The sequence below is a fragment of the Methylococcus capsulatus genome, from assembly GCF_036864975.1.
Lineage (GTDB): Bacteria > Pseudomonadota > Gammaproteobacteria > Methylococcales > Methylococcaceae > Methylococcus.
In genome coordinates, this window is record NZ_CP104311.1 from 2765513 (window position 1) to 2783987 (window position 18475).

The 18475-nt window shown below is 61.8% G+C and carries 20 protein-coding genes; 5 read left to right on the forward strand and 15 right to left on the reverse strand.

What is annotated here, in order from left to right:
• The 5 genes from pqqC to N4J17_RS13550 form a co-directional block, all read right to left on the reverse strand.
• The gene (gene pqqC / locus N4J17_RS13530) at window positions 1-726 is read right to left on the reverse strand and encodes a pyrroloquinoline-quinone synthase PqqC (RefSeq protein ID WP_198321949.1); all 726 of its coding nucleotides are present in this window, start codon (window positions 724-726) and stop codon (window positions 1-3) included.
• An 8-nt stretch (window positions 727-734) separates the two neighbouring features.
• On the reverse strand, window positions 735-1649 hold the full coding sequence (gene pqqB / locus N4J17_RS13535) for a pyrroloquinoline quinone biosynthesis protein PqqB (protein ID WP_198321950.1): 915 nt from the start codon (window positions 1647-1649) through the stop codon (window positions 735-737).
• Between the two features lie 86 nt (window positions 1650-1735).
• Entirely contained in the window at window positions 1736-1810 is a 75-nt protein-coding gene (gene pqqA, locus N4J17_RS13540) for a pyrroloquinoline quinone precursor peptide PqqA (RefSeq protein WP_010960722.1), read from the reverse strand.
• 166 nt (window positions 1811-1976) lie between these two features.
• Window positions 1977-2357, reverse strand: coding sequence for a hypothetical protein (locus N4J17_RS13545; RefSeq protein ID WP_198321951.1), 381 nt, complete (start codon window positions 2355-2357; stop codon window positions 1977-1979).
• Between the two features lie 41 nt (window positions 2358-2398).
• On the reverse strand, window positions 2399-2575 hold the full coding sequence (locus N4J17_RS13550) for a hypothetical protein (RefSeq protein ID WP_198321952.1): 177 nt from the start codon (window positions 2573-2575) through the stop codon (window positions 2399-2401).
• 403 nt (window positions 2576-2978) lie between these two features.
• Between N4J17_RS13550 and N4J17_RS13555 the strand changes: the two genes are divergently transcribed.
• From N4J17_RS13555 to N4J17_RS13565, 3 genes are read left to right on the forward strand one after another with little or no spacing between them, the layout of a single operon-like run.
• Window positions 2979-4607, forward strand: a complete 1629-nt coding sequence (locus N4J17_RS13555; protein WP_198321953.1) for a SulP family inorganic anion transporter — start codon at window positions 2979-2981, stop codon at window positions 4605-4607.
• Between the two features lie 57 nt (window positions 4608-4664).
• Window positions 4665-5309: a carbonic anhydrase gene (locus N4J17_RS13560; protein ID WP_198321954.1), complete on the forward strand. Its 645-nt coding sequence runs from the start codon at window positions 4665-4667 to the stop codon at window positions 5307-5309.
• Between the two features lie 54 nt (window positions 5310-5363).
• Window positions 5364-6011 (forward strand): class I SAM-dependent methyltransferase, encoded by a 648-nt coding sequence (locus tag N4J17_RS13565; protein ID WP_198321955.1) that lies wholly within the window; start codon window positions 5364-5366, stop codon window positions 6009-6011.
• A 1-nt stretch (window position 6012) separates the two neighbouring features.
• Here the strand turns inward: N4J17_RS13565 and N4J17_RS13570 are convergent, their stop codons facing one another.
• From N4J17_RS13570 to N4J17_RS13615, 10 genes are read right to left on the reverse strand one after another with little or no spacing between them, the layout of a single operon-like run.
• Window positions 6013-6420, reverse strand: coding sequence for an ATP-binding protein (locus tag N4J17_RS13570; protein ID WP_198321956.1), 408 nt, complete (start codon window positions 6418-6420; stop codon window positions 6013-6015).
• A gap of 4 nt (window positions 6421-6424) precedes the next feature.
• Complete coding sequence (locus N4J17_RS13575) at window positions 6425-7630, reverse strand: PP2C family protein-serine/threonine phosphatase (RefSeq protein WP_198321957.1); 1206 nt, start codon at window positions 7628-7630, stop codon at window positions 6425-6427.
• Window positions 7631-9094 carry a sugar phosphate nucleotidyltransferase gene (locus tag N4J17_RS13580; RefSeq protein ID WP_198321958.1) on the reverse strand — a complete coding sequence of 488 codons (1464 nt, stop codon included), beginning with the start codon at window positions 9092-9094 and terminating at the stop codon, window positions 7631-7633. It lies immediately after the preceding gene.
• Window positions 9085-10329: a hypothetical protein gene (locus tag N4J17_RS13585; protein WP_198321959.1), complete on the reverse strand. Its 1245-nt coding sequence runs from the start codon at window positions 10327-10329 to the stop codon at window positions 9085-9087. The genes N4J17_RS13580 and N4J17_RS13585 overlap by 10 nt, the downstream gene beginning before the upstream one ends.
• Window positions 10319-11707 carry a WecB/TagA/CpsF family glycosyltransferase gene (locus N4J17_RS13590; RefSeq protein WP_198321960.1) on the reverse strand — a complete coding sequence of 463 codons (1389 nt, stop codon included), beginning with the start codon at window positions 11705-11707 and terminating at the stop codon, window positions 10319-10321. The genes N4J17_RS13585 and N4J17_RS13590 overlap by 11 nt, the downstream gene beginning before the upstream one ends.
• Window position 11708: 1 nt before the next feature.
• Complete coding sequence (locus tag N4J17_RS13595; protein WP_198321961.1) at window positions 11709-12221, reverse strand: serine O-acetyltransferase; 513 nt, start codon at window positions 12219-12221, stop codon at window positions 11709-11711.
• 5 nt (window positions 12222-12226) lie between these two features.
• Entirely contained in the window at window positions 12227-13201 is a 975-nt protein-coding gene (locus N4J17_RS13600) for a glycosyltransferase family 2 protein (protein ID WP_198321962.1), read from the reverse strand.
• Window positions 13188-14378 carry a glycosyltransferase family 2 protein gene (locus N4J17_RS13605; RefSeq protein ID WP_198321963.1) on the reverse strand — a complete coding sequence of 397 codons (1191 nt, stop codon included), beginning with the start codon at window positions 14376-14378 and terminating at the stop codon, window positions 13188-13190. Before N4J17_RS13605 ends, N4J17_RS13600 begins: the two co-directional genes overlap by 14 nt.
• An 18-nt stretch (window positions 14379-14396) precedes the next feature.
• Window positions 14397-15626 carry a glycosyltransferase family 4 protein gene (locus N4J17_RS13610; RefSeq protein ID WP_198321964.1) on the reverse strand — a complete coding sequence of 410 codons (1230 nt, stop codon included), beginning with the start codon at window positions 15624-15626 and terminating at the stop codon, window positions 14397-14399.
• On the reverse strand, window positions 15623-16885 hold the full coding sequence (locus tag N4J17_RS13615) for a glycosyltransferase family 4 protein (RefSeq protein ID WP_198321965.1): 1263 nt from the start codon (window positions 16883-16885) through the stop codon (window positions 15623-15625). The genes N4J17_RS13610 and N4J17_RS13615 overlap by 4 nt, the downstream gene beginning before the upstream one ends.
• 177 nt (window positions 16886-17062) lie before the next feature.
• On the opposite strand from N4J17_RS13615, the gene N4J17_RS13620 reads away from it, so the two are divergent.
• Both N4J17_RS13620 and N4J17_RS13625 read left to right on the forward strand, forming a co-directional pair.
• On the forward strand, window positions 17063-17407 hold the full coding sequence (locus N4J17_RS13620) for an STAS domain-containing protein (RefSeq protein ID WP_198321966.1): 345 nt from the start codon (window positions 17063-17065) through the stop codon (window positions 17405-17407).
• Between the two features lie 61 nt (window positions 17408-17468).
• Window positions 17469-18470, forward strand: coding sequence for a polysaccharide biosynthesis/export family protein (locus tag N4J17_RS13625; protein ID WP_198321967.1), 1002 nt, complete (start codon window positions 17469-17471; stop codon window positions 18468-18470).
• Window positions 18471-18475 lie beyond the last annotated feature (5 nt).

Genomic DNA, 18475 nt, shown 5'->3' on the forward strand with positions numbered 1-18475 from the left:
TCAGGTGATGTTGAAATAGGGCGGCTTTTTGTCGACGTAGGCCAGATACATGGCGTCAAGCATCGACCACAGGACGTCGAGCTTGAACTGGAGTATTTCCAGGGCCCGTTCCTGCTGTTCGCGGGTCTTGAAATGATCCAGCGTGATTTCGATGCCGTGCTCGACGTCGCGGCTGGCCTGGGTCACCCGCTTGCGGAAATAGGCCAGGCCATCGGCCGCGATCCAGGGATACAGATCGGGCCAGCCGGCCAGCCTTTGCTTGTGGATGGTCGGCGCGAACAGCTCGGTGAGCGAAGAACAGGCGGCTTCCTGCCAGCTTGCGGTGCGGGCGAAGTTGACGTAGGCATCGACGGCGAAACGCACGCCGGGCAGCACGCGTTTGAGCGAGGTCAGTTCCTCCCGACTCAGGCCGCAGGCGATGCCGAGCTGGATCCAGGCTTCGATCCCGCCGGGATCTTCGCCAAAGCCGTCGTGATCCATCACCCGCTGCATCCATTTGCGGCGGGTGTCGCGGTCCGGACAGTTGGCCATGATGGCCGAATCCTTGCGTGGAATGGCGATCTGGTAATAGAAGCGGTTCGCCACCCAGCCCTGGATCTGCTCGCGGTTCAGTTCGCCATTCGCCATCATCACGTGGTAAGGGTGATGAATGTGGTAGTACTTTTCCTTCGCCCGCAGCCGGGCTTCGAATTCTTCGCGGCTCCAGGGGGTCGTGTCTTGGCTCATGGGATTCCTCACAAAACGATTTCCAAACCATCGTAGGCGACTTCGACCCCGGCTTCGGTCAGGGTCTGACGCTGCGGCGAATCTTCGTCCAGAATCGGATTGGTGTTGTTGATGTGGATCAACACCTTGCGCGCAGCAGGCAAGCCGTTCAAGACTTCCAGCATGCCCCCCGGACCGGACTGCGGGAGGTGGCCCATCGCACGCGCCTGTTTGTCGCAGATGCCGGCATGGCACATCTCGTCTTCGCGCCAGAAGGTTCCATCGACCAGCATGCAGTCGGCGCCTTCCATGGCGGCGCGAACGTGGGGTTCGATCTCGCCCAAGCCCGGCGCGTAGTAGAGCTTGCGGCCATTTTCCAGGTTTTCGACGATCACGCCGATGTTGTCGCCCTCGTGTGGATCGTGGCGATGGGGCGAATAGGGAGGGGCCTTGCTTTTCAACGAGTGAGTCGAGAACTTCAGGCCTTCGATGCCGGGGATCATGAAGCCGCTCCCATCCAACGGTACGGCATGGTGCTCCACCCCGCAATAATGTTCCAGCATACGAAAGATCGGGAAGCCGGTGGACAGATCCTGCTTCACCATCTCGCTGCAGTATACTTGCAAGGGGCGGGGGGATTCACGCAGCATCAAAAGGCCAGTGGTATGGTCGATCTGGCTGTCGATCAGCACGATGGCGTGGATGCCGGTGTCACGGACACCTTCACGCGGATGGCTGGCTGGAAAGGCCTCGAGCTGGCTGCGGATATCCGGTGAGGCATTGAACAGCACCCAGCGCCGGCCATCGGCGCTGACTGCGATCGAGGACTGGGTGCGGCCTCGGGCGTTGATATTGTTTTCCCGGAAGCGCCGACAATTGTCGCATCGGCAGTTCCACTGCGGGAATCCGCCGCCGGCGCCGGCGCCGAGCACACGAATGATCATAAGGATACTTTGAAAGGTTTATGCCGCCGCGCAAACGAAAACGGGGCTCGAATGATCGAACCCCGTTTGCGCACAACCGTTTGGGATTAGCGGTTGTAGATATACATGGTGACTTCGAAGCCGAAGCGCATGTCGTTGTAGCTCGGTTTTTCCCAACGCATCTTATATGTCCTCCAGATAATGTTGTACGTCTGGTCTTCGAGAGAAAGAGCAGGTTACAGCTCGGCAGCCAGTATACGTACCGCCCAGCTCCTGTGCAACAGAGTTTTTCCCGAAATGGCCGTCCGCCGGCTGCAACCCACACGCCATGAACGTCAGGACGGTTCCTCAGCCCTGGCCAGGGATCAGGCCGACAGAGCCGGGTTTGATCCGCTTGCATTGTACGACGAGGTCTTCCATATGGCAGTGGAAGCGGCCATTGTCGCCGCCTTCGCTGCATTCCTCGCAGACCAGCTTGCCCGCACTTTTGCGTTGTTCGACGTGCCAGCCATAGCCCTGGGATTCGCAGAATATCCGGGCATGCTTTTTGAGATTATATTCATCGGTTGCAGCGCGCTCGGCTTCCGTTCTCGCTGAGCACTTCTGCGGCGGGAGTGTATTGCCGATCAGGTCGCGATAGATGTATTCCGTGGCGAAGACGCTTCCCGGCAGTACCGCGACCAGGGCCAGGAGAAGAAGGGAATAGAGTTTCAAGCTTGTGTCGATCATGGGGATGTCCTTCTGGCAGGGCCGGTGATGCAGTTCCGGATTCAGTTGAGAACGCGTATGTTCATGCGCGCGACTTCTTCGTTCTGCTGCGCCCGAATGGGATCGTACTTTTCGTTCTCACTCAGCTTCGCCATGACGACCACGCCCACCAGAGCGGCCGTTGCCAGCGCGACGTAAATCCAGAAGTAATCTTTGCCCGTCTGGGTTTCTTCGTTCATCTCGTTGTTCTCCTCTTTATTTGTGCTCTCGTGTGCCCGTATTGCATGAAAGTGGAGCCGTGTTCCGCCGTAGCCGGCAGCGGGGTCTTCGCTTTCATGCAGGCTTTTATAGTTTCGTAACGAAACCACGAGGAAGGGTAGGCGCTGAAAGATTTATTGTCAATATATGATTGACTCGATACTTTATAAGCGCCTGTCACATGGAACCGCCAAGGGCGTAGCTTGGTTTATATCAACCATATTGTTGAAATGAACCTCTTTGATGTGGTGTAATCCCGCGGCGAGCAAGCAGCAAGGGCGGAAGACCGGCAGGGGCATCCGCCTGGACGAACGAACGGGACCAGGCCCAACGATGAACCCGCGTAGGGGGCTGGTTGTACTACACGAGTGGAAAGCATTGGACATGGTCAGAAAACATCTCGCGTACTATCTTGCACATCTCCGGTACGACATCCCGGCCGGCATCGTGGTGTTCCTCGTGGCGCTCCCTCTCTGTCTGGGTATTGCGCTGGCTTCCGGAGCACCGCTGCTTTCAGGAGTGGTTGCCGGCATCATCGGGGGGCTGGTCGTCGCCTGGACCAGCGGGTCACAGTTGAGCGTGTCGGGTCCAGCGGCGGGGCTGACGGTCATCGTCATGCAGGGTATCGAAAAGCTCGGTGGCTTCGAGCATTTTCTACTCGCGGTGATCCTGGCGGGCCTGATGCAGCTCGCCCTCGGTTTCCTCAAGGCCGGAACCCTTGGCGCCTATTTCCCTTCGTCCGTCATCAAAGGCATGCTGTCGGCGATCGGGCTGATCCTGATCACCAAGCAGCTCCCCCACGCCGTCGGTTACGGTCACGACATCATGGGCGAGGAAACCTACCTGCCTCAGGACGTACAGGGCACTTTCTCGGAACTGCTGCATGCCATGGGTTCGATTTCGCCGGGAGCGACCGTAGTGAGTGCGGTCGCCATCGCCATCATGGTGCTGTGGGAGTCCCGCATCATACGCTCCGTGCCGCTGCTGGCGCAGATTCCGGGGCCACTGGTGGCGATAGCCTGGGCGGTGGCGTTCAATGTCTCGATGGCGGGATCATCTTGGGAGATTGCACCGGAGCACATGGTTCAGCTTCCGGACATTCGAGGTTTCGAGGATCTGGCAGGCCGCCTCGTGTTTCCGGATTTCAGCCGGATCATGGACCCGACGGTGCATACGCTGGCATTCACGATTGCGGTCGTTGCCAGTATCGAAACCCTGCTCAGCCTGGAGGCGGTCGACAAGCTCGATCCACTGAAACGGGTCGCGCCGACCAATCGGGAGCTGAAGGCCCAGGGCATCGGCAACCTGTTGGCCGGACTGCTGGGCGGATTACCGATCACGGCGGTGATCGTTCGCTCGTCGGCCAACATCAATGCCGGCGGTCGTACCAAGGTGGCTTGTTTCGTCCACGGCCTCCTGCTGTTGGTGAGCGTGAGCTTCCTTGCCCGCTACTTCAACCACGTCCCGCTGGCCGTGCTGGCGGCGATTCTGCTGATGACGGGTTATAAGCTGGCCAAGCCGGCTATGGTGGCGGAGATGTACCGCAAGGGAGGGGGACAGTTCATCCCGTTTGCCGTTACGGTCATGGCGATATTGGCCACCGATTTGCTCAAAGGGATCGCTATCGGTGTCGCCTGCGGTCTGTACTACGTCATCCGGACGAACTTCCACGCCGCCATCTCCCTCACCCGCCATGGCAACCATTACCTGCTGCGGCTGCGCAAGGACGTCTCGTTCCTGAACAAGGCCTTGCTGCGCGAGCAATTGGACCAGGTCGAACCCGACAGCGAGCTGATCATCGACGGCGCCTATGCAGAATTCGTGGATCATGACATCCTGGAAACCATCGAGAACTTCGTCGAAGCCGCGCGCGATGACCGTATCGTGGTTCATCTAAAGAACCTCAAAGCGGCGCATGGGCAGGTCGGCAGAGACTCGAAGAGCAGCGGAGCTGACTCGAAGAGCAGGCAAGGGGACGCCGGCCAAGTCCCCTTGTACAAGATTTCCGGCTGAGTCTCGGGCCGGCATTAACGTTCACCATTCCCTTTCAATATCTCAAAGAGCGAACTCATGGAAGCTTTCGAGCGGATGCTGTTGGAAAACAAAGCCTGGGCCAAGGACCAGGTATTGAAGGACCCGGGTTATTTCGAGCGACTGGCCGGCGGTCAGAGTCCTGCCGTACTCTGGATCGGTTGTTCGGACAGTCGGGTGCCGGCGGAAATCATCGTTCATGCCCAGCCCGGCGAAATCTTTGTCCACCGCAACATCGCCAATCAGTTGGTCACGACCGACTTCAACGGCTTGAGCGTTTTGCAATACGCGGTCGATGTACTCAAGGTCCGCGACGTCGTCGTGTGTGGACACTACGGCTGCGGCGGCATCAGAGCTGCGCTGCAGAGGCAGAGCGCGAAGCTCCTGCTCGTGAACAAATGGCTGAAGCACATCAAAGACGTCTATCGGCTGCATGCCGGCGAGATCGAGGCTCTGGGCAATGAGGACGAGCGCGTCGACCGCCTGGTCGAGCTCAACGTGATCGAACAGGTCTACAATTTGGCCCACACCTCGATCATTCAGCAGAGCTGGAAGCGGGAGCACTGCCCGACCTTGCATGGCTGGGTGTACGGACTGCAGGACGGACTCCTCAAACAGTTGATCACCCTGCCTCCAGGCAGCGAGGTTCGCCCCGTTTATCAGTATGACGATTTTTCCGAATAGCGCGGATATCTGAAACCTCCGGTTTGCCAAAATGGCTGAATCCAGGAGCTGGAAATGAGCGGGTCCCCCGAGGCTACCGAAGTCGTCCGCCATCGTTATGATCGCATCGCACCTTTGTTCGATGTGGTCGAAGGCATGATGGAGGCTCTGTGGTTCAAGCACTGGCGGCGTTGCGTCTGGCGCCTGGTCGAGGGCGAACGCGTGCTCGAGGTGGGTGTCGGGACGGGCAAGAACCTCGCATTCCACCCGGCAGGACGGGTCGTCATCGCGGTGGATTTCAGCGAACGGATGCTGCGCCGGGCCAGTCAGCGTGCGGCCCGGCTGGGAGTCCAAACCGACTTGAAACTCATGGATGTCCAGTCCTTGGCATTTGCCGACGGCGAGTTCGACACGGTGGTCGGTACCTTCGTGTTTTGCTCGGTACCCGATCCACGACGCGGCCTGGAAGAAGTGCGCCGGGTTCTGAAACCGGGAGGCAAACTCGTTTTGCTGGAACACGTACGTTCGGAAGGGGAAGCGGCTGGCCGGCTGATGGACCTGCTCGATCCCTGGGTGTCCCGCTTGGTCGGCGCTCACATCAATCGCCGCACGGTGGAGAACGTGGAAACTGCCGGATTCCGGTTGGAACATGTCGAGCGGCTGAACGCGCTGGTGCGGCTGATAGAAGCACGCAGTCCATTCCCGGCTTCAGGGGGACGATAGGTCAGATACTTTCGATTCCTCGTGTCTTCACCAGGACCAGGGTATTCCTGGAGGCTCCCACCCGGTAGTCGATGCTGTCGAAGCAGGCGGCGATCAGAGGCCAGCCACGCCCGGATTCTTCGAAGGGCTCCGGAAATTCGCTGCGCGGCGGCCAGTGGGGGAGGGGCTGGCCGCTGTCTTCGATTTCGATCGAAATGCTTTGCGGGGAGCGGTTCCACGACACCGTGACCGGTTCGCTGGCGCCGCCGTGCCGGATGATGTTGTTCAGGGCTTCGACGGTACCGAGTTCGATGCGGGCGGCGTCCACCGGCGAAATCCCGGCGGCGAAGCACAAGGCGCGAATCGTCACGCCGACGAGGTTGATGTTGTTGGCTTCGCTGCTGATCGTGAGGCGTATGGCCTGCTGCACCTGATCACTTCCTCTCGACGACGACCAGCGAAATGTCGTCGGTGTAGCCGCCCCAGCCGCTCCATTCCGACAGCGACGACTCGATACGGCCGATCGCTTCGGCCAATGGCAGATGGATGGTTTCTTCGAGCAGGCGGCGGAAGCGTGTATTACCGAAAGCCTCCCTTGCCGGGCTCATGCATTCGGTGATGCCGTCCGAATAGGCAAAAAACCGGTCCCCCGCCACCATGTGGTGAGATTCGCAAGCATACCGACGGTCGGCGACGACCCCGAGCGGGAGTCCGCGAACTTCGCTTTCCACGATTTCACCATTCCCCCTTTTCCATATCAACGGCGGAGGATGTCCGGCCGTGCTGAAGTCGAGCCGCCCCGTCTGCCGGTCCAGTACGGCATAGATCATCGTGGCGAAATAGCTGTTCGATTCGGGCTGGCCGGCAAAGAAACGGTTCAGTTCCTCCAGCATCCGATTGGGGGGCAAGTCGCCGCAACCCGGGGATCGGCGGCCGTCTGTGGTCACGTCGAGCGGCCGGCTCTGTAGCAGACATTTGCTCAACGCCACGGAAATCAGAGCCGAGGATACGCCATGGCCGGAGACGTCGAGCTGGAACAGGCCGACATGGCGATCGTCCAGCGGAAAGTAACCGAACATGTCGCCGGCGAGAAAATCGCTGGCGATGAATAGCGACCGGACTTCCAAATCGGGCAGCGTCCATGGCTCGGGCAGGAGGGATTTCTGAATGGCGGCAGCAGTGGCGAGATCATTGCGGATGGTCTGGTAAGCCTGTTTGAGTTCGCGATTCATGTCCTCCAGCAGGCGGCCGCGCTCGTCGAGCTGCTGCTCAAGCCTGACGATGCGTTCTCCGGCCCGGATCCGGGCACGAAGCTCCTCGCGGTCGACCGGTTTGACCAGAAAATCGTCCGCCCCGGCCTCCATGCCCCGCAGCAGCGAATCCTTGTCGTCGCGACCGGTCAGCAGAATGAAATAAACGTAATGGGGCAGCTTCAGCGAGCGTATCCGCCGGCACAGCTCCTCGCCGTTCAGGTGAGGCATGTTCCAGTCGCTGATGACGAACTCGAAACACTGGGACTGGAACCGCTCGAGGGCTTCGCGACCGTCCCTGGCCGATGTGACCTCATAGCCGAGCTTGCGAAGGTAAACCGCGACCGCGAGTACCGCGATGGGGTCGTCGTCGACGAGGAGTATCCGCACTCAGTTCTCCGGATGCCAGGCGCGCCGGCTGAACAGGGCACGCAGACCGCGCAGGATGACGCGAAACTCCTTGCCCCAGCCGGGCTGGGCGGCGAACCAGGCATCGCTCATGAGGCGTTCCTCGGCCGGGACGGAAGCCGGCAGTTCCAACTGAGTCGGCCCGAGCAGGCCGGCCGGAGCCCGGTCCGCCATTTTTTCCCATTCGGCGGTACGGCAGGCGGCCTGTTCGGAGGTAACGGCTTCCGCGCCGACCAGCCTAAGGTCACCCTTAGCCACATTCAAGAGCCAGGGCAGCTTCGCCAGTACCGGAACACCGGTCGCCCATTCGGCAGCCGTGAACTCTGCCCGCACCGGCAGGCCGGCGCCGTCCCGGACCAAGCGGTTACCGCGCAGACGCCGGAACCGCAGCGGCCGGGCCGGGTGCCTTATCATGGCGGCCACGGCCGCTATAGGCCAGAGAGGGAGCGATAGCACCAGCAGCAGAATGCCCGCCAATTGATTCAACAGCCCGGCAAAATCACGCCTGATCGAGATCTGAGCCAGATCCGCCAGCAGGAACGCATCGACGATCCTGAGCCGGGCACCGGTGTCGACGCGGAGCAGATCGTTGCCACGCACGATGCCGTTCTCGACCGTGACAAGCTCCCCGACGTAGGAATGGGGCAGTATGACGGCATTGGACAACCGGGCGCTACGGTCGACGATTACATTGTCGGAGATCACGACCTCACCCCGCAACTGGGCACTCGGATGGATTCGGCAATGGCTGCCGACCAGGACGGTGCTGCCCGCGAGACGGCTGGCCGCGACGGAAGAGTTGCGGCCCACTGTGAATCCCGGCTGGAGCTGTCGTCCGGGAATGGCGAGTCCCTGGATCCGTCCGCTCGCGGCGTCGAGGTTGGCCTGATGATAGGCTCGCAGGGATTCCAGCAAGTATGCGCTGCCATCCTTCAGCAGGAGCTTGCCGGCCGCAGGAACGGGTGCGTCGGAAAGGATGTCCTGCCAACCCATGCCCAGGGTGTCGTCCAAGCTGCCGCGCACCAGCCACAGTCCAGCCGGTTTGTCTTCGCACCAGCCATGGAGGACGGGGCCGGCAGTGGAGCCGGCCGCCTGGAGAAATTCCACCAGCAGCGGCGAGCGCAACATGTCGCCGCGCACGATCAGGGTCGATTCGTCCGAGGACTTTGGCAACTGGCTCAGCAGCAAAGCAATGTCCATTTCGCCAGGGGAGGGCCAGTAATCCAGACTCAAGCCGAAATTCCGTCCATCGCTGAGATGCATCCGGAGCTGCTCACCGAAAGGGCCGATGGTGACCATCGCTTCTCCGATATCGGCGGCCACCAGCATTTCCAGGGTATAGTTGATTACAGGCTTCGCCGCCACCGGCAACAGAGCGACGCAGATACGATCGGTCAAAGGCAGGAGTTCACGGCCGATGCGGTCGGCCAGAATGATCACGCGCATGCTTCCCTCCTGTGCCCGTCGGCCACTCGATACTGGCGCCGCCTTCGCCCCCCGGCCCTTGCCAGCAGCGACCATAGCAACAGATTGGCCACTGAGACGGCCAGCAGGGTGGGGTCGAGACGGGAGATGTACCAGATTTCGTGCATGCTCAGATGCAGTACCTGCGCCATGGTGATGAACAAAGTTGCGCTGAAGCCCAGGAACAACCCTAACGTCAGTCGATCCCGACTAAGGATGTGATAGGCGAGCAGCATGACGAGAGCGGGGAAAAGATAGCGCTCGTGCATCTTGATCGACCAGAGATAGACGGAAACCGCCAGAAAGGCTGCCAGGTAAACACAATCCGAAGGGGCCAGTGTCCGCCAGGCGAGCCTGGTCACCCAGGCGAGGATGAGAAAAAGAAAGACCGTTCCCCAGGTCTTGTAACTCAGAAACAGTATCGCTTGCGCCGCATCGGCGCCGTTGCCACCGACCAGGGCAAACACGTTGGCGGCATTCAGACTGGCGTAAGGATAGGAGGCCAGGGTCGAGGCATATTTCTCCACGACCCAAGCTGGCCCGTGTATGGCGGCGAACGGCAGGACTCCCAGGGTGAACACCACGATCGCGGCGGGCAGGAAAAGGCTCACTCCTACGGCCGTGTGCTGCCGCAACAGCCGGTTCCCGAACCACAACAAAGGGACGGGAGCGAAGATCAGCGCCTGCGGCTTGACCAGCAGCGCCGCCGCAAAAGCCGCCCCTGATGCTGCGGGGCGCGGTTCCAGCCACAACACGCCGAGTAGAAGGAACAGCGTCAGTACGGAATCGACCTGCCCCCAAACCGCCGAGTCGACGACTACGGCGGGGTTGAAGGCATAAAGCGCGGTGAGAGTGAGGGCGCCGGCGCGAGCTTGGTTTCGGTCGGTGGCAAGTCGATGGATCACCCCGATCGTCGCAAGATCCGCGGCGATTGCCGGAAATTTGAGCATCACCAGAAATCCTGGGGTATCGAAGCCCGTCTGCAACAGCATTCGTAATTTGCCGATCAGCCACAATACATAGATATATCCTGGCGGGTAATCCGCGAAATAGCCCGGACTGTAGAATGAAAGCAACCCCTCCGCCGCATGCCCGGCCCAGGCACTAAAGGTGCCGACGTCGATGGGGTGGCCTTTGCAGGAGGCCGCCAGCGCGAGGCGCAGCAGCAAGGCCCCTGCCAGAATCGCCGCTAGCCCGGATTTACTTTCAGATGACAAGTTTTCCAATTTTCTGTCGCCACACGCGATAGAGGAAAAGGGGGTTGCCGATGATGTAGCGCCGCCACATCCGTCCCGGCTCCTGCAAGAGCCGCCAGCTCCATTCCAACCCGATTTCGAATTGCGCCATCTGCGAGTCTGCCGGCCTCAATCCCTGCAAGAGCCGCCAGCTCCATTCCAACCCGATTTCCCTCAGCCAAAGCGGAGCCCGGGGGATCCGGCCCGAGTAAAAGTCGAACAGTCCGCCCACCCCCATGGCGACGCGCGGCTTGAGCCGGGCACGGTGTTTCCACAGCCAGAGCTCCTGTTTGGGGACGCCGAAGGCGACCAGCAGGATGTCTGCCCCGGACCGGTTGATGGACTCGATGACCTCCGCCTCGGCTGCCGGCGCGAAGTAACCGTCGCAGGTACCGGCAATCTTCAAGCCTGGATAGCGCTGTAGCATGTTTTCGGCGGCCAGCCGGGCTACGCCGGGCCGGGCACCAAGCAGGAACAGCGACAGTTGTTCGTCCACGCAGCGTTCACACAGCCGGGGAAACATATCGGTGCCGTTGACATTGGCGCGCAGGCTGATACCCAGAATACGGCAGCCGAAGCGGATGCCGATACCATCCGGCAGAACGAGGTCGACCTTGCCCAGAACCGCGCGGTATTCCGGATTGCCATAGGCGATGTTGAGACAGTCCGGGTTGACGAAGGCAATAGTTGCAGGATGATCTTCACGGACGCGGCGGACGATCCAGTCGATGGCCTCGCTCATGGTGGTATTGGCGATGGCGACACCGAAGAACTCGAGCAGGTCCGGCGCCGGCCGCACGGCATCGCCGGCGAGCAATCCGCCGACGCCGGTGCGCAACATCAGGCCGAGATTGCCCGCCGCCGTTTCGGTGTAGTAGAACTCACGGTCCAGTTCCGCTTCGCCCTCATAGGCGATCCCGATCCTGGAGCGCAACATGTAGGGCGAGAAAATCCCCGGTCGCAGACGGAAACGGATGCTCTGGTCCGCAGGCACCGCCGCGGCCTCCTCGGGACTCAACGGGCGCGGTCCGGCGAAAGCCATGTCTCCCCAAAATACGTTCAGCAGGACAGCCAAGTTGCGGAGAGGAGCATCATCGGCAAAGGCGAGCTGCCGGAACGGCACCTGGAAACGGCCGACTCTCTCCGTGGCGGCGAAGATCCGTCCTGCCCGCAGTTTGGCGACGAGGGCGCGAAGCAATAGCAGTGGTCCGAGCAAAATCAGCGCAGCCCCAGCAACACAGAAATCGACGATCCGTGGCAACAGGCTGGTGGCCAGAGTCAGCAGCGGCAGCAGCCACAAACGCCAGTGCCAACGGGGTCGTTTTCCCAGGGGGCCGGGAATCGCCGTGTGACGGCCCATGTCAGCGCCCAACGGCCGTCCGCGGTTTGATGCGCGCGGGAACGCCCACCGCCAGACTGTTCGACGGCACATCGGTGATGACCACCGCATTGGCACCAATGACCACGTCATCGCCGATCCGGATCGGCCCCAACACCTTGGCCCCTGCACCGATGTCGACCCGATTGCCAATCACCGGGGAACCGGGCTCGTTGGTGCGCTTCAGCCCGATGGTGACGCCGTTGCGGATCGTCACGTCATCCCCGATTACGGCATCGCCGCTGATAATGATGTCGCCGAAGTGCTCGATGGTGAAGCGCCGTCCGACCTGCGTTTCGCAGGGAAGGTCGATGCCGGTGAGTATCTGCGATAGCAGCTTCAGTACCTTGTACAGGAACGACAGCGGCAGCCTCAGCCAGCGCGGTCCGATCCGGTAGCGCCAGCGTCCGAATCGGTAGACCAGCATGACCCACAAGCCCTGCCGGGTCAGGTCGCCGTCATAGTTTTTCCAGTCTTCCCGAACATACTCGAACATGCCGATCACCACGGTTGCGGCGGCGACACCGTGCCGCCTTCGGTTTCTTTCCAGGCCCGGTTCCACAGACGGATCAGCCCCTGGGATTCGCGGGCCTTGACGGGAGCCGCTCCCCGATTGCGCAAGGCCCGCAGCCAATGCCAAACCTGCTCCAGGGACTTGACGGCCCAGGCGCCAGCCAGGCCGTGCCATTTGCGGTAATACAGCGCCTGGCTGCGCATACGCCAAAGCGTAAGCTGGGATGCGTGAGATGAGAACTCCATGTCGTTCAATGTTTTGGCCGACTCGCCACCGAGATGGGTGATGACCAGTTCCGGCCAGTACATGATCCTGCAACCGGCAGCCCTGATCCGTCGGCATAAGTCGACTTCTTCGTAGTAAAGGAAGAAACGTGGATCGAAAAAGCCGATGCGGTCGATCAGATCGCGCCGCAGAATCGCGAAGGCCCCCGGCACCCAGTCCACTTCGGCTTCCTCGGCCGGGTCCGCCCAAGTCCGGTCGAAACGGCCGAACAGCCGGGATTTTGGGTATCGATGCGCCAGACCGCTCAACACGAGGAACTCGTTCAGCAGTGAAGGGAACATACGGGCAGAGGGTTGCCAGCCGCCTTCCACACCGACCAGTCGCCCTCCTGCCATGCCGACGTCCGGGGAGGCATCCATGCGCTTTAAGGCGGCGTCGAGCAGGCCGGGAGCGAGGCGGGCATCCGAGTTCAGCAGAACCAGATAGCGTCCCCGGGCCTGCGCGAAGGCGAGGTTGTTGGCGTTGCCGAAGCCGAGGTTCACGGGACTTCGGATCAGCCGAACAGGCGGAAATTCGGTGGCAACCATATCGGCCGACCCGTCCCACGAGGCATTGTCCACCACGATGGTTTCTATGTCTGCCTGTCCTCCCTGGTCCTGCAGGCTGGCCAGACACTGGCGCAACAGGTCGCGGGTGTTGAACGATACGATCAGAACCGAAATATCAGGGGGATTCATCGGATTTTATCCTTTCGGTCCGTACCCAGGCGGCGTCCCGGCTCGCGGACGAGAGCAGGCGTTTGCCTAGAGTGAGTTTCCATACGACATAGAAAGGCGCCGCAGCCAATGCCCCCCAGTCGCGCCAGCCGGCGCGTCCTATGACCAGAGCGGCGGCGATGTGCAAACCGACGATGACCATACCGGTGGCGGCCAATATCCTCCCCGGTGCCCAGGGCCAGGCCAGCAGCAGGATCAGGAGGATCACATGATAGGCCAAAGGCAGCAGCAGCAGGTCCAGCAACGGCTCCAGCAGCGGCCAGTAGCCTCTAGCGACCTGCCGGACGAGAGAGGGGATCTGTTCGCGCATCATCCGGAACCTGCCTCCCTCCCAGCGGGCACGCTGGCTGGAAGCTGCAGCACCCGTGGCCGGCATGGGTGACCACACCGTCGTACTGTCGCAGAAGCGCACGCGCCTGCCTGCCTGCACCAGCCGGATGTGGTACTCCAGGTCTTCGGCGATGGAACCGGCGTCGAAGGGAACGCTCTCCAGCGTCCTGCGATGCAGCCCGAAGCCGCTGCCGAGGATGCCGGCGGACCAACCCCAATAGTCCCGCCCGCGCGGACGCAGCACATTGAATGCCAGCCAGGCGACGTGCATGAGGCGGGCGCGGACCGACTGTTCCGGGTTGGAGACGCGGTAACGCGTTTGCGCCGCGTCGGCACCGGCCTGGAACAGCGCCGCAAGCTCGGTGAGAAAATTCGGCTCCACCCGGGTGTCGGCATCGACGACCACGAACACCTCGTGGTCCTCCTTAAGCAGAATCGAGAAAGCATGGTCCAGCGCATACCCCTTCCCGCTCCGTTCGGGCTCGTCACGGACCAGCACCCGTGCGCCGCCGGCTTCGGCACGGGCGGCCGTATCGTCGCTGCAATTGTCGGCGACGACTACGGTCGTTACGCTGTGAGGGCCCGTTGCGGCGCCCTGGACGCTACGCAGGCAGGCCGCAATGCCCTCGGCCTCGTCGTGCGCCGGAATCACGATGCAGAAGCGTAGCGGAGCAGCGCCCTGGATGGCGGCGGTTTTTCGGGGGGGCAAAGCGCCTCCGAGCGTCAGCATGGCCAGCTCGAAAATGCCGGGCAGGACGGCGGCGCTCAGCAAGACACCGGGTAACAGGATGAGAGTATCGGTCGGCATGCCGGAATCTCGATGTGGTCAGGAAGGGGAAAGCCAGCGTTCGAAGGCGGCCGCCAGCCGCGCGATGCTGGCATTGAGATCGTACTCGGCCAGTACCTTGGTCCGTCCGGCTTCCGTCAGCCGCATGCCGAGCGCCGGATCATCCATCAGCCGCTCGATGGCAGTGGCCAGCCCTTCGACGTCGGACGGCGCAACCAATAGCCCTTCGATGCCGTCCCTGATCAGTTCAGGCACGCCGGTGATGTGGGTGGTGATACAGGGAACCCCGAGCGCCATGGCCTCCATCAGCACCACTGGCAACCCTTCTGCGAAACTGGGCAGGACGAAGGCATCGGCGGCGCTGTAGTAGCCGGTGATCTCGTCTTGATTGACGGCCCCCGTGAAATCGACGGCATCCCCCAGCTCCAGCCGGCGGGCATGGGTTTCGAGTGAAGGGCGGTCCGGACCCTGGCCGACCAGCGTGAGATGGACCCGGCGGCCCCGGGCGAACAGCCGGGCCAGTGCTTCAAGCAGGATGTGCTGCCCCTTGGCGGGCACCAGGCGTCCCACGCACAGCAGCTCGAACACGGCGCCGGCGACTTTGGCCTCACGGGGAGCGAAGCGGGCTGGATCCACGCCGAGCCGGCAGACCTCGAATTTGTTCCAGTGTGTCACCGGCGAGAGCTTCATCAGCTGGCTGCGGGCGTAATGGCTGATACAAACGACGAAGTCCGCGCCCGCAATCTTGTCCGCCAGGCGGTAACCGGGGGCGTCGTAGAACTCGTCGGGGCCATGTACGGTGAATGAAAAGCCGATGGGAAAAATTTTGCTAGCGATCAGACCGACCATGGAGGCAGGCGTCGCGAAATGGACGTGCAGATGGGAAAGTCCGTCGCGGTGCATCCAGTCGCCGATCATGATCGCCTCCGCCCAATAGGCGAGCTGATAGCCCAGTTTCTTGCCATCGGTGCCGCCGAGGCGCAGTGCGAACCACAGCCCCCGGACGAGGGCCGTTGGCCGGCGCAGGAGCGTACGGCCCAAAGCTTTCAGCGCGCCCGCCGCGCCTTGGGGTTTGAGATACCAAGTGGCCTTGGCCTCCCGTCGTTCCTCCGCCGTCAGTTTTTCGGGCAAACGGTCCGGCGGGTTCACCGAAGCGACGGAGATCGCAAAACCGCGCGCTCTGAGGCCGAGCACCTCCCGCAAAATGAAGGTATGGGAAATTGCCGGATATTGGCTGACCAGATAAGCCAGTCTACAAGGGGGATTCATCGGCGATCCAGGCACTCACGGTAGAGGGACAAGGCTGCGTCGATCTTCGCGGGCCAGGAGTACCGCCGTTCGACCCGCTGGCGGCCGGCCTGGCCCCGGCCCCGCCAGTTTTCCGGATCACGGAAAATGTCTTCGAAGACACCGGCGAGTCCGGCCACGACGGCTTTCCAGCCGCTGGCAGGCACCAGCGCGCCCACCTCGCTGTCGACGATTTCCGCAGGCCCGCCGTAATCGAGGGCGACGACCGGCCTTGCCACTGCCATCGCCTCCAGCAACACCGCACCGCCCGATTCGCGGATGGAAGGCAGACAAAACACATGGGACTCGGCCAGCCGGCGGGCTACTTCGGCGTGGGGCAGGTGCCCCAGAAATGCCACGCGGCTGGCGATCCCTAGCTCGTCGGCCCTTTGCCGCAGTGCATTTTCCTCGGGACCGGCGCCTGCGATGGCGAGATGAACCGGGCAACCGGCACCGATCCGCGCCACCGCTTCGAGGAGCATGGCCACGCCCTTGAAGGGGAGCAGACGACCGACGAAAAGAATGCGCAAAGGCCGCCTATCACCGGGTGGTTCGGGCCAGGGCGCGGCCCGAAAGACCTCGAGGTCTACGCCGTTCTCCAGCATACCCCGGCACTTCGGGCGGTAGCGTGAGGGCAGGTCGGCGCGGGTGGCGGCGGTAGCGGTCAAAATCATACGGGCGTTCCGGCTGGAGCCGAGCAGGCCATCCACCAGCCGACCCAACCGCCGCACCGGATAAATCCAGCCGGATTCGGCGGCCATGATTTCGGGAAAATTCGCCGGGGACTTCAACCCGCCATTCCAAGGACCCAGGACGACAGGCACTCCCAGCCGATGCAAGGTGGTCGCCGCCAGGGGGGAAACCGGGGTCGGCTGATGGATGAGATCCCAGCTTCGACCTTCCTTGCGCAGTTTCCGAAGCGTTTGCAGCGCAATCCGGTCGTAAACGAAGAAATCCAGGGATGAAATCAGAAACACCGGGTGCTCGCTGCGGGGAAAGAGGCGGGAAGCCAAGCGGTAGAGAGGGCCGGCGAACCACTCGGTATCGATGTAGGTGACGTCGGTACCAGGCAATGGAGCTCCGGCTTCCTCCAGAGCGTTCCGGTTCCGAACATGGGTGACCAGCGTGAGCGGCATGCGCCCGGCCAGCCGGGAATACCATTCCCAGCCGATCTGGGAGACCGAGCCCATGCCTGGTGCGCACTGATAGGCCGAAAGGAGCAATCTGCCGATATTTTCCATGCTTTCCCCAGTCGATAGCGATCGAGCCGATGCCTGCCGCCCAGTGGGCGCTGGAATTGTAGCATTCATTTGCTTGCAGGCGGATAGCCCCCCCCGCAATCTCATCGACTTTGTGAAACCGTTCTAACTACAATAATAAAGATAGCCATTTTTCGATGACTGCTAGGAGTAAAGGGGATGCTGCTTAAGCACAGGACGCAGGACAATGTGGACATCGTCGAACTCGGCGGACGCCTGGTGATGGCAGACGCCGCCAAGGCCAGGAGCGAGCTCCTGGCTGTCGTGGAACGAGGCACGGGGCGGCTGGTGGTGGATTTGAGCGATGTCGATTTCATCGACTCCAGCGGTCTGTCGGTGCTGATCGCCGCCTTCAAGGCCATCGAGGAGCGGTTGGGAAAAATGGTCCTGGCCGGGTTGTCACCGGAAATCCAGGCGTTGATCGAACTGACTCGCCTCAACGAGATCTTCCTGGTTTTCGCCGACGCCGACCGGGCTGTCGAATATCTCGCATCGGCCGAATGACTTCCGGCCTCGGGGATCTGACGCGGCGATCGACAGCCACCGCCGGCCGGTACGCGTGGGTATGAAAGCGTTCCATAGGGTCGCCCGCATCGCTATCCTTGCTCTGACCGTAGCACTATCCGGCTGCGGTTCCTGGGAATCGGTGCCGGATGCCACCCCCGGCGCCCGCGAGGCCTTCAGCGCCCCACAGAAGGCCGAGACCATGTCGCCGGCTGAGGTGATCAAGGCTTTCCAGGAGGAAACCGTGACCGATTACCGGGTGGGCGACGGTGATCAGATCCAGATTGATGTGGTCGGCCGGCCCGAGCTTTCCGGGCCGCAGGTGGTTGGACCGGACGGTTATGTCACCCTGCCCGTGGTCGGCAATATTGCGGTCCGGAATCTGACCCGGGAGGAGGCGGCCAATGCCATCAGTAAGGCATTGCGGCAATATTATCGCGATCCCTTCACCACGGTACGGGTGCTGCAGTACGCGTCCAACCGCGTCACCGTTCTCGGCCGGGTCGAACATCCCGGCCCAGTGCCTTTCGATACCCCCCCGACTCTGCTGGAGATCCTGTCGAAAGCCGGTGTGTTTCCGCTGATCCGGCCAGAACAGGTGCTTACGAGCTGTGCAGTGATCCGGCGCGACCGCATTCTCTGGGTGGATATCGGGCGGCTGTTGGCGGGTGATCTGCAGCTCAATGTGCAATTGCACCGAAACGACGTGGTGTATATCCCCGACGCGTCGGACCGCCAAGTCTTCGTACTCGGCGCCGTCAACAAACCGGGAGCCATCCGTCTCACGTCGCGAATGTCCTTCGTCGACGCGCTCGGCCAGGCCGGGGGCCCCACTCCGGATGCCCACCAGGGAGAAATCCACCTGATCCGGCCGCAAAAGGGTGTCAACCTGCAGATTGCCTTGAGTGACATCATGAGGCCGGACCCCAGCCTGTCGCTCGCGCTGGAACATGGCGACATCATTTACGTACCCATGAACACCGCTTCGAAGATCGGTTTCATCCTGCAGCGGGCGAATCCTTTCATGCAGGCCTGGATGCTGCGCCAGATCGGCACCATGTAGCGCTG

Bases quoted from the DNA above. Each gene is read 5' to 3' on its own strand.
- N4J17_RS13555 (WP_198321953.1), top strand. From the start codon at position 2,979: ATGGTCAGAAAACATCTCGCGTACTATCTTGCACATCTCCGGTACGAC.
- N4J17_RS13605 (WP_198321963.1), bottom strand. From the start codon at position 14,378: ATGCCGACCGATACTCTCATCCTGTTACCCGGTGTCTTGCTGAGCGCC.
- N4J17_RS13610 (WP_198321964.1), bottom strand. From the start codon at position 15,626: ATGAATCCCCCTTGTAGACTGGCTTATCTGGTCAGCCAATATCCGGCA.
- N4J17_RS13580 (WP_198321958.1), bottom strand. From the start codon at position 9,094: ATGCGCGTGATCATTCTGGCCGACCGCATCGGCCGTGAACTCCTGCCT.
- pqqB (WP_198321950.1), bottom strand. From the start codon at position 1,649: ATGATCATTCGTGTGCTCGGCGCCGGCGCCGGCGGCGGATTCCCGCAG.
- N4J17_RS13595 (WP_198321961.1), bottom strand. From the start codon at position 12,221: ATGTTCGAGTATGTTCGGGAAGACTGGAAAAACTATGACGGCGACCTG.
- N4J17_RS13560 (WP_198321954.1), top strand. From the start codon at position 4,665: ATGGAAGCTTTCGAGCGGATGCTGTTGGAAAACAAAGCCTGGGCCAAG.
- N4J17_RS13550 (WP_198321952.1), bottom strand. From the start codon at position 2,575: ATGAACGAAGAAACCCAGACGGGCAAAGATTACTTCTGGATTTACGTC.
- pqqC (WP_198321949.1), bottom strand. From the start codon at position 726: ATGAGCCAAGACACGACCCCCTGGAGCCGCGAAGAATTCGAAGCCCGG.
- N4J17_RS13625 (WP_198321967.1), top strand. From the start codon at position 17,469: ATGAAAGCGTTCCATAGGGTCGCCCGCATCGCTATCCTTGCTCTGACC.
- N4J17_RS13620 (WP_198321966.1), top strand. From the start codon at position 17,063: ATGCTGCTTAAGCACAGGACGCAGGACAATGTGGACATCGTCGAACTC.
- N4J17_RS13600 (WP_198321962.1), bottom strand. From the start codon at position 13,201: ATGAATCCCCCTGATATTTCGGTTCTGATCGTATCGTTCAACACCCGC.
- N4J17_RS13565 (WP_198321955.1), top strand. From the start codon at position 5,364: ATGAGCGGGTCCCCCGAGGCTACCGAAGTCGTCCGCCATCGTTATGAT.
- N4J17_RS13590 (WP_198321960.1), bottom strand. From the start codon at position 11,707: ATGGGCCGTCACACGGCGATTCCCGGCCCCCTGGGAAAACGACCCCGT.
- N4J17_RS13545 (WP_198321951.1), bottom strand. From the start codon at position 2,357: ATGATCGACACAAGCTTGAAACTCTATTCCCTTCTTCTCCTGGCCCTG.
- N4J17_RS13615 (WP_198321965.1), bottom strand. From the start codon at position 16,885: ATGGAAAATATCGGCAGATTGCTCCTTTCGGCCTATCAGTGCGCACCA.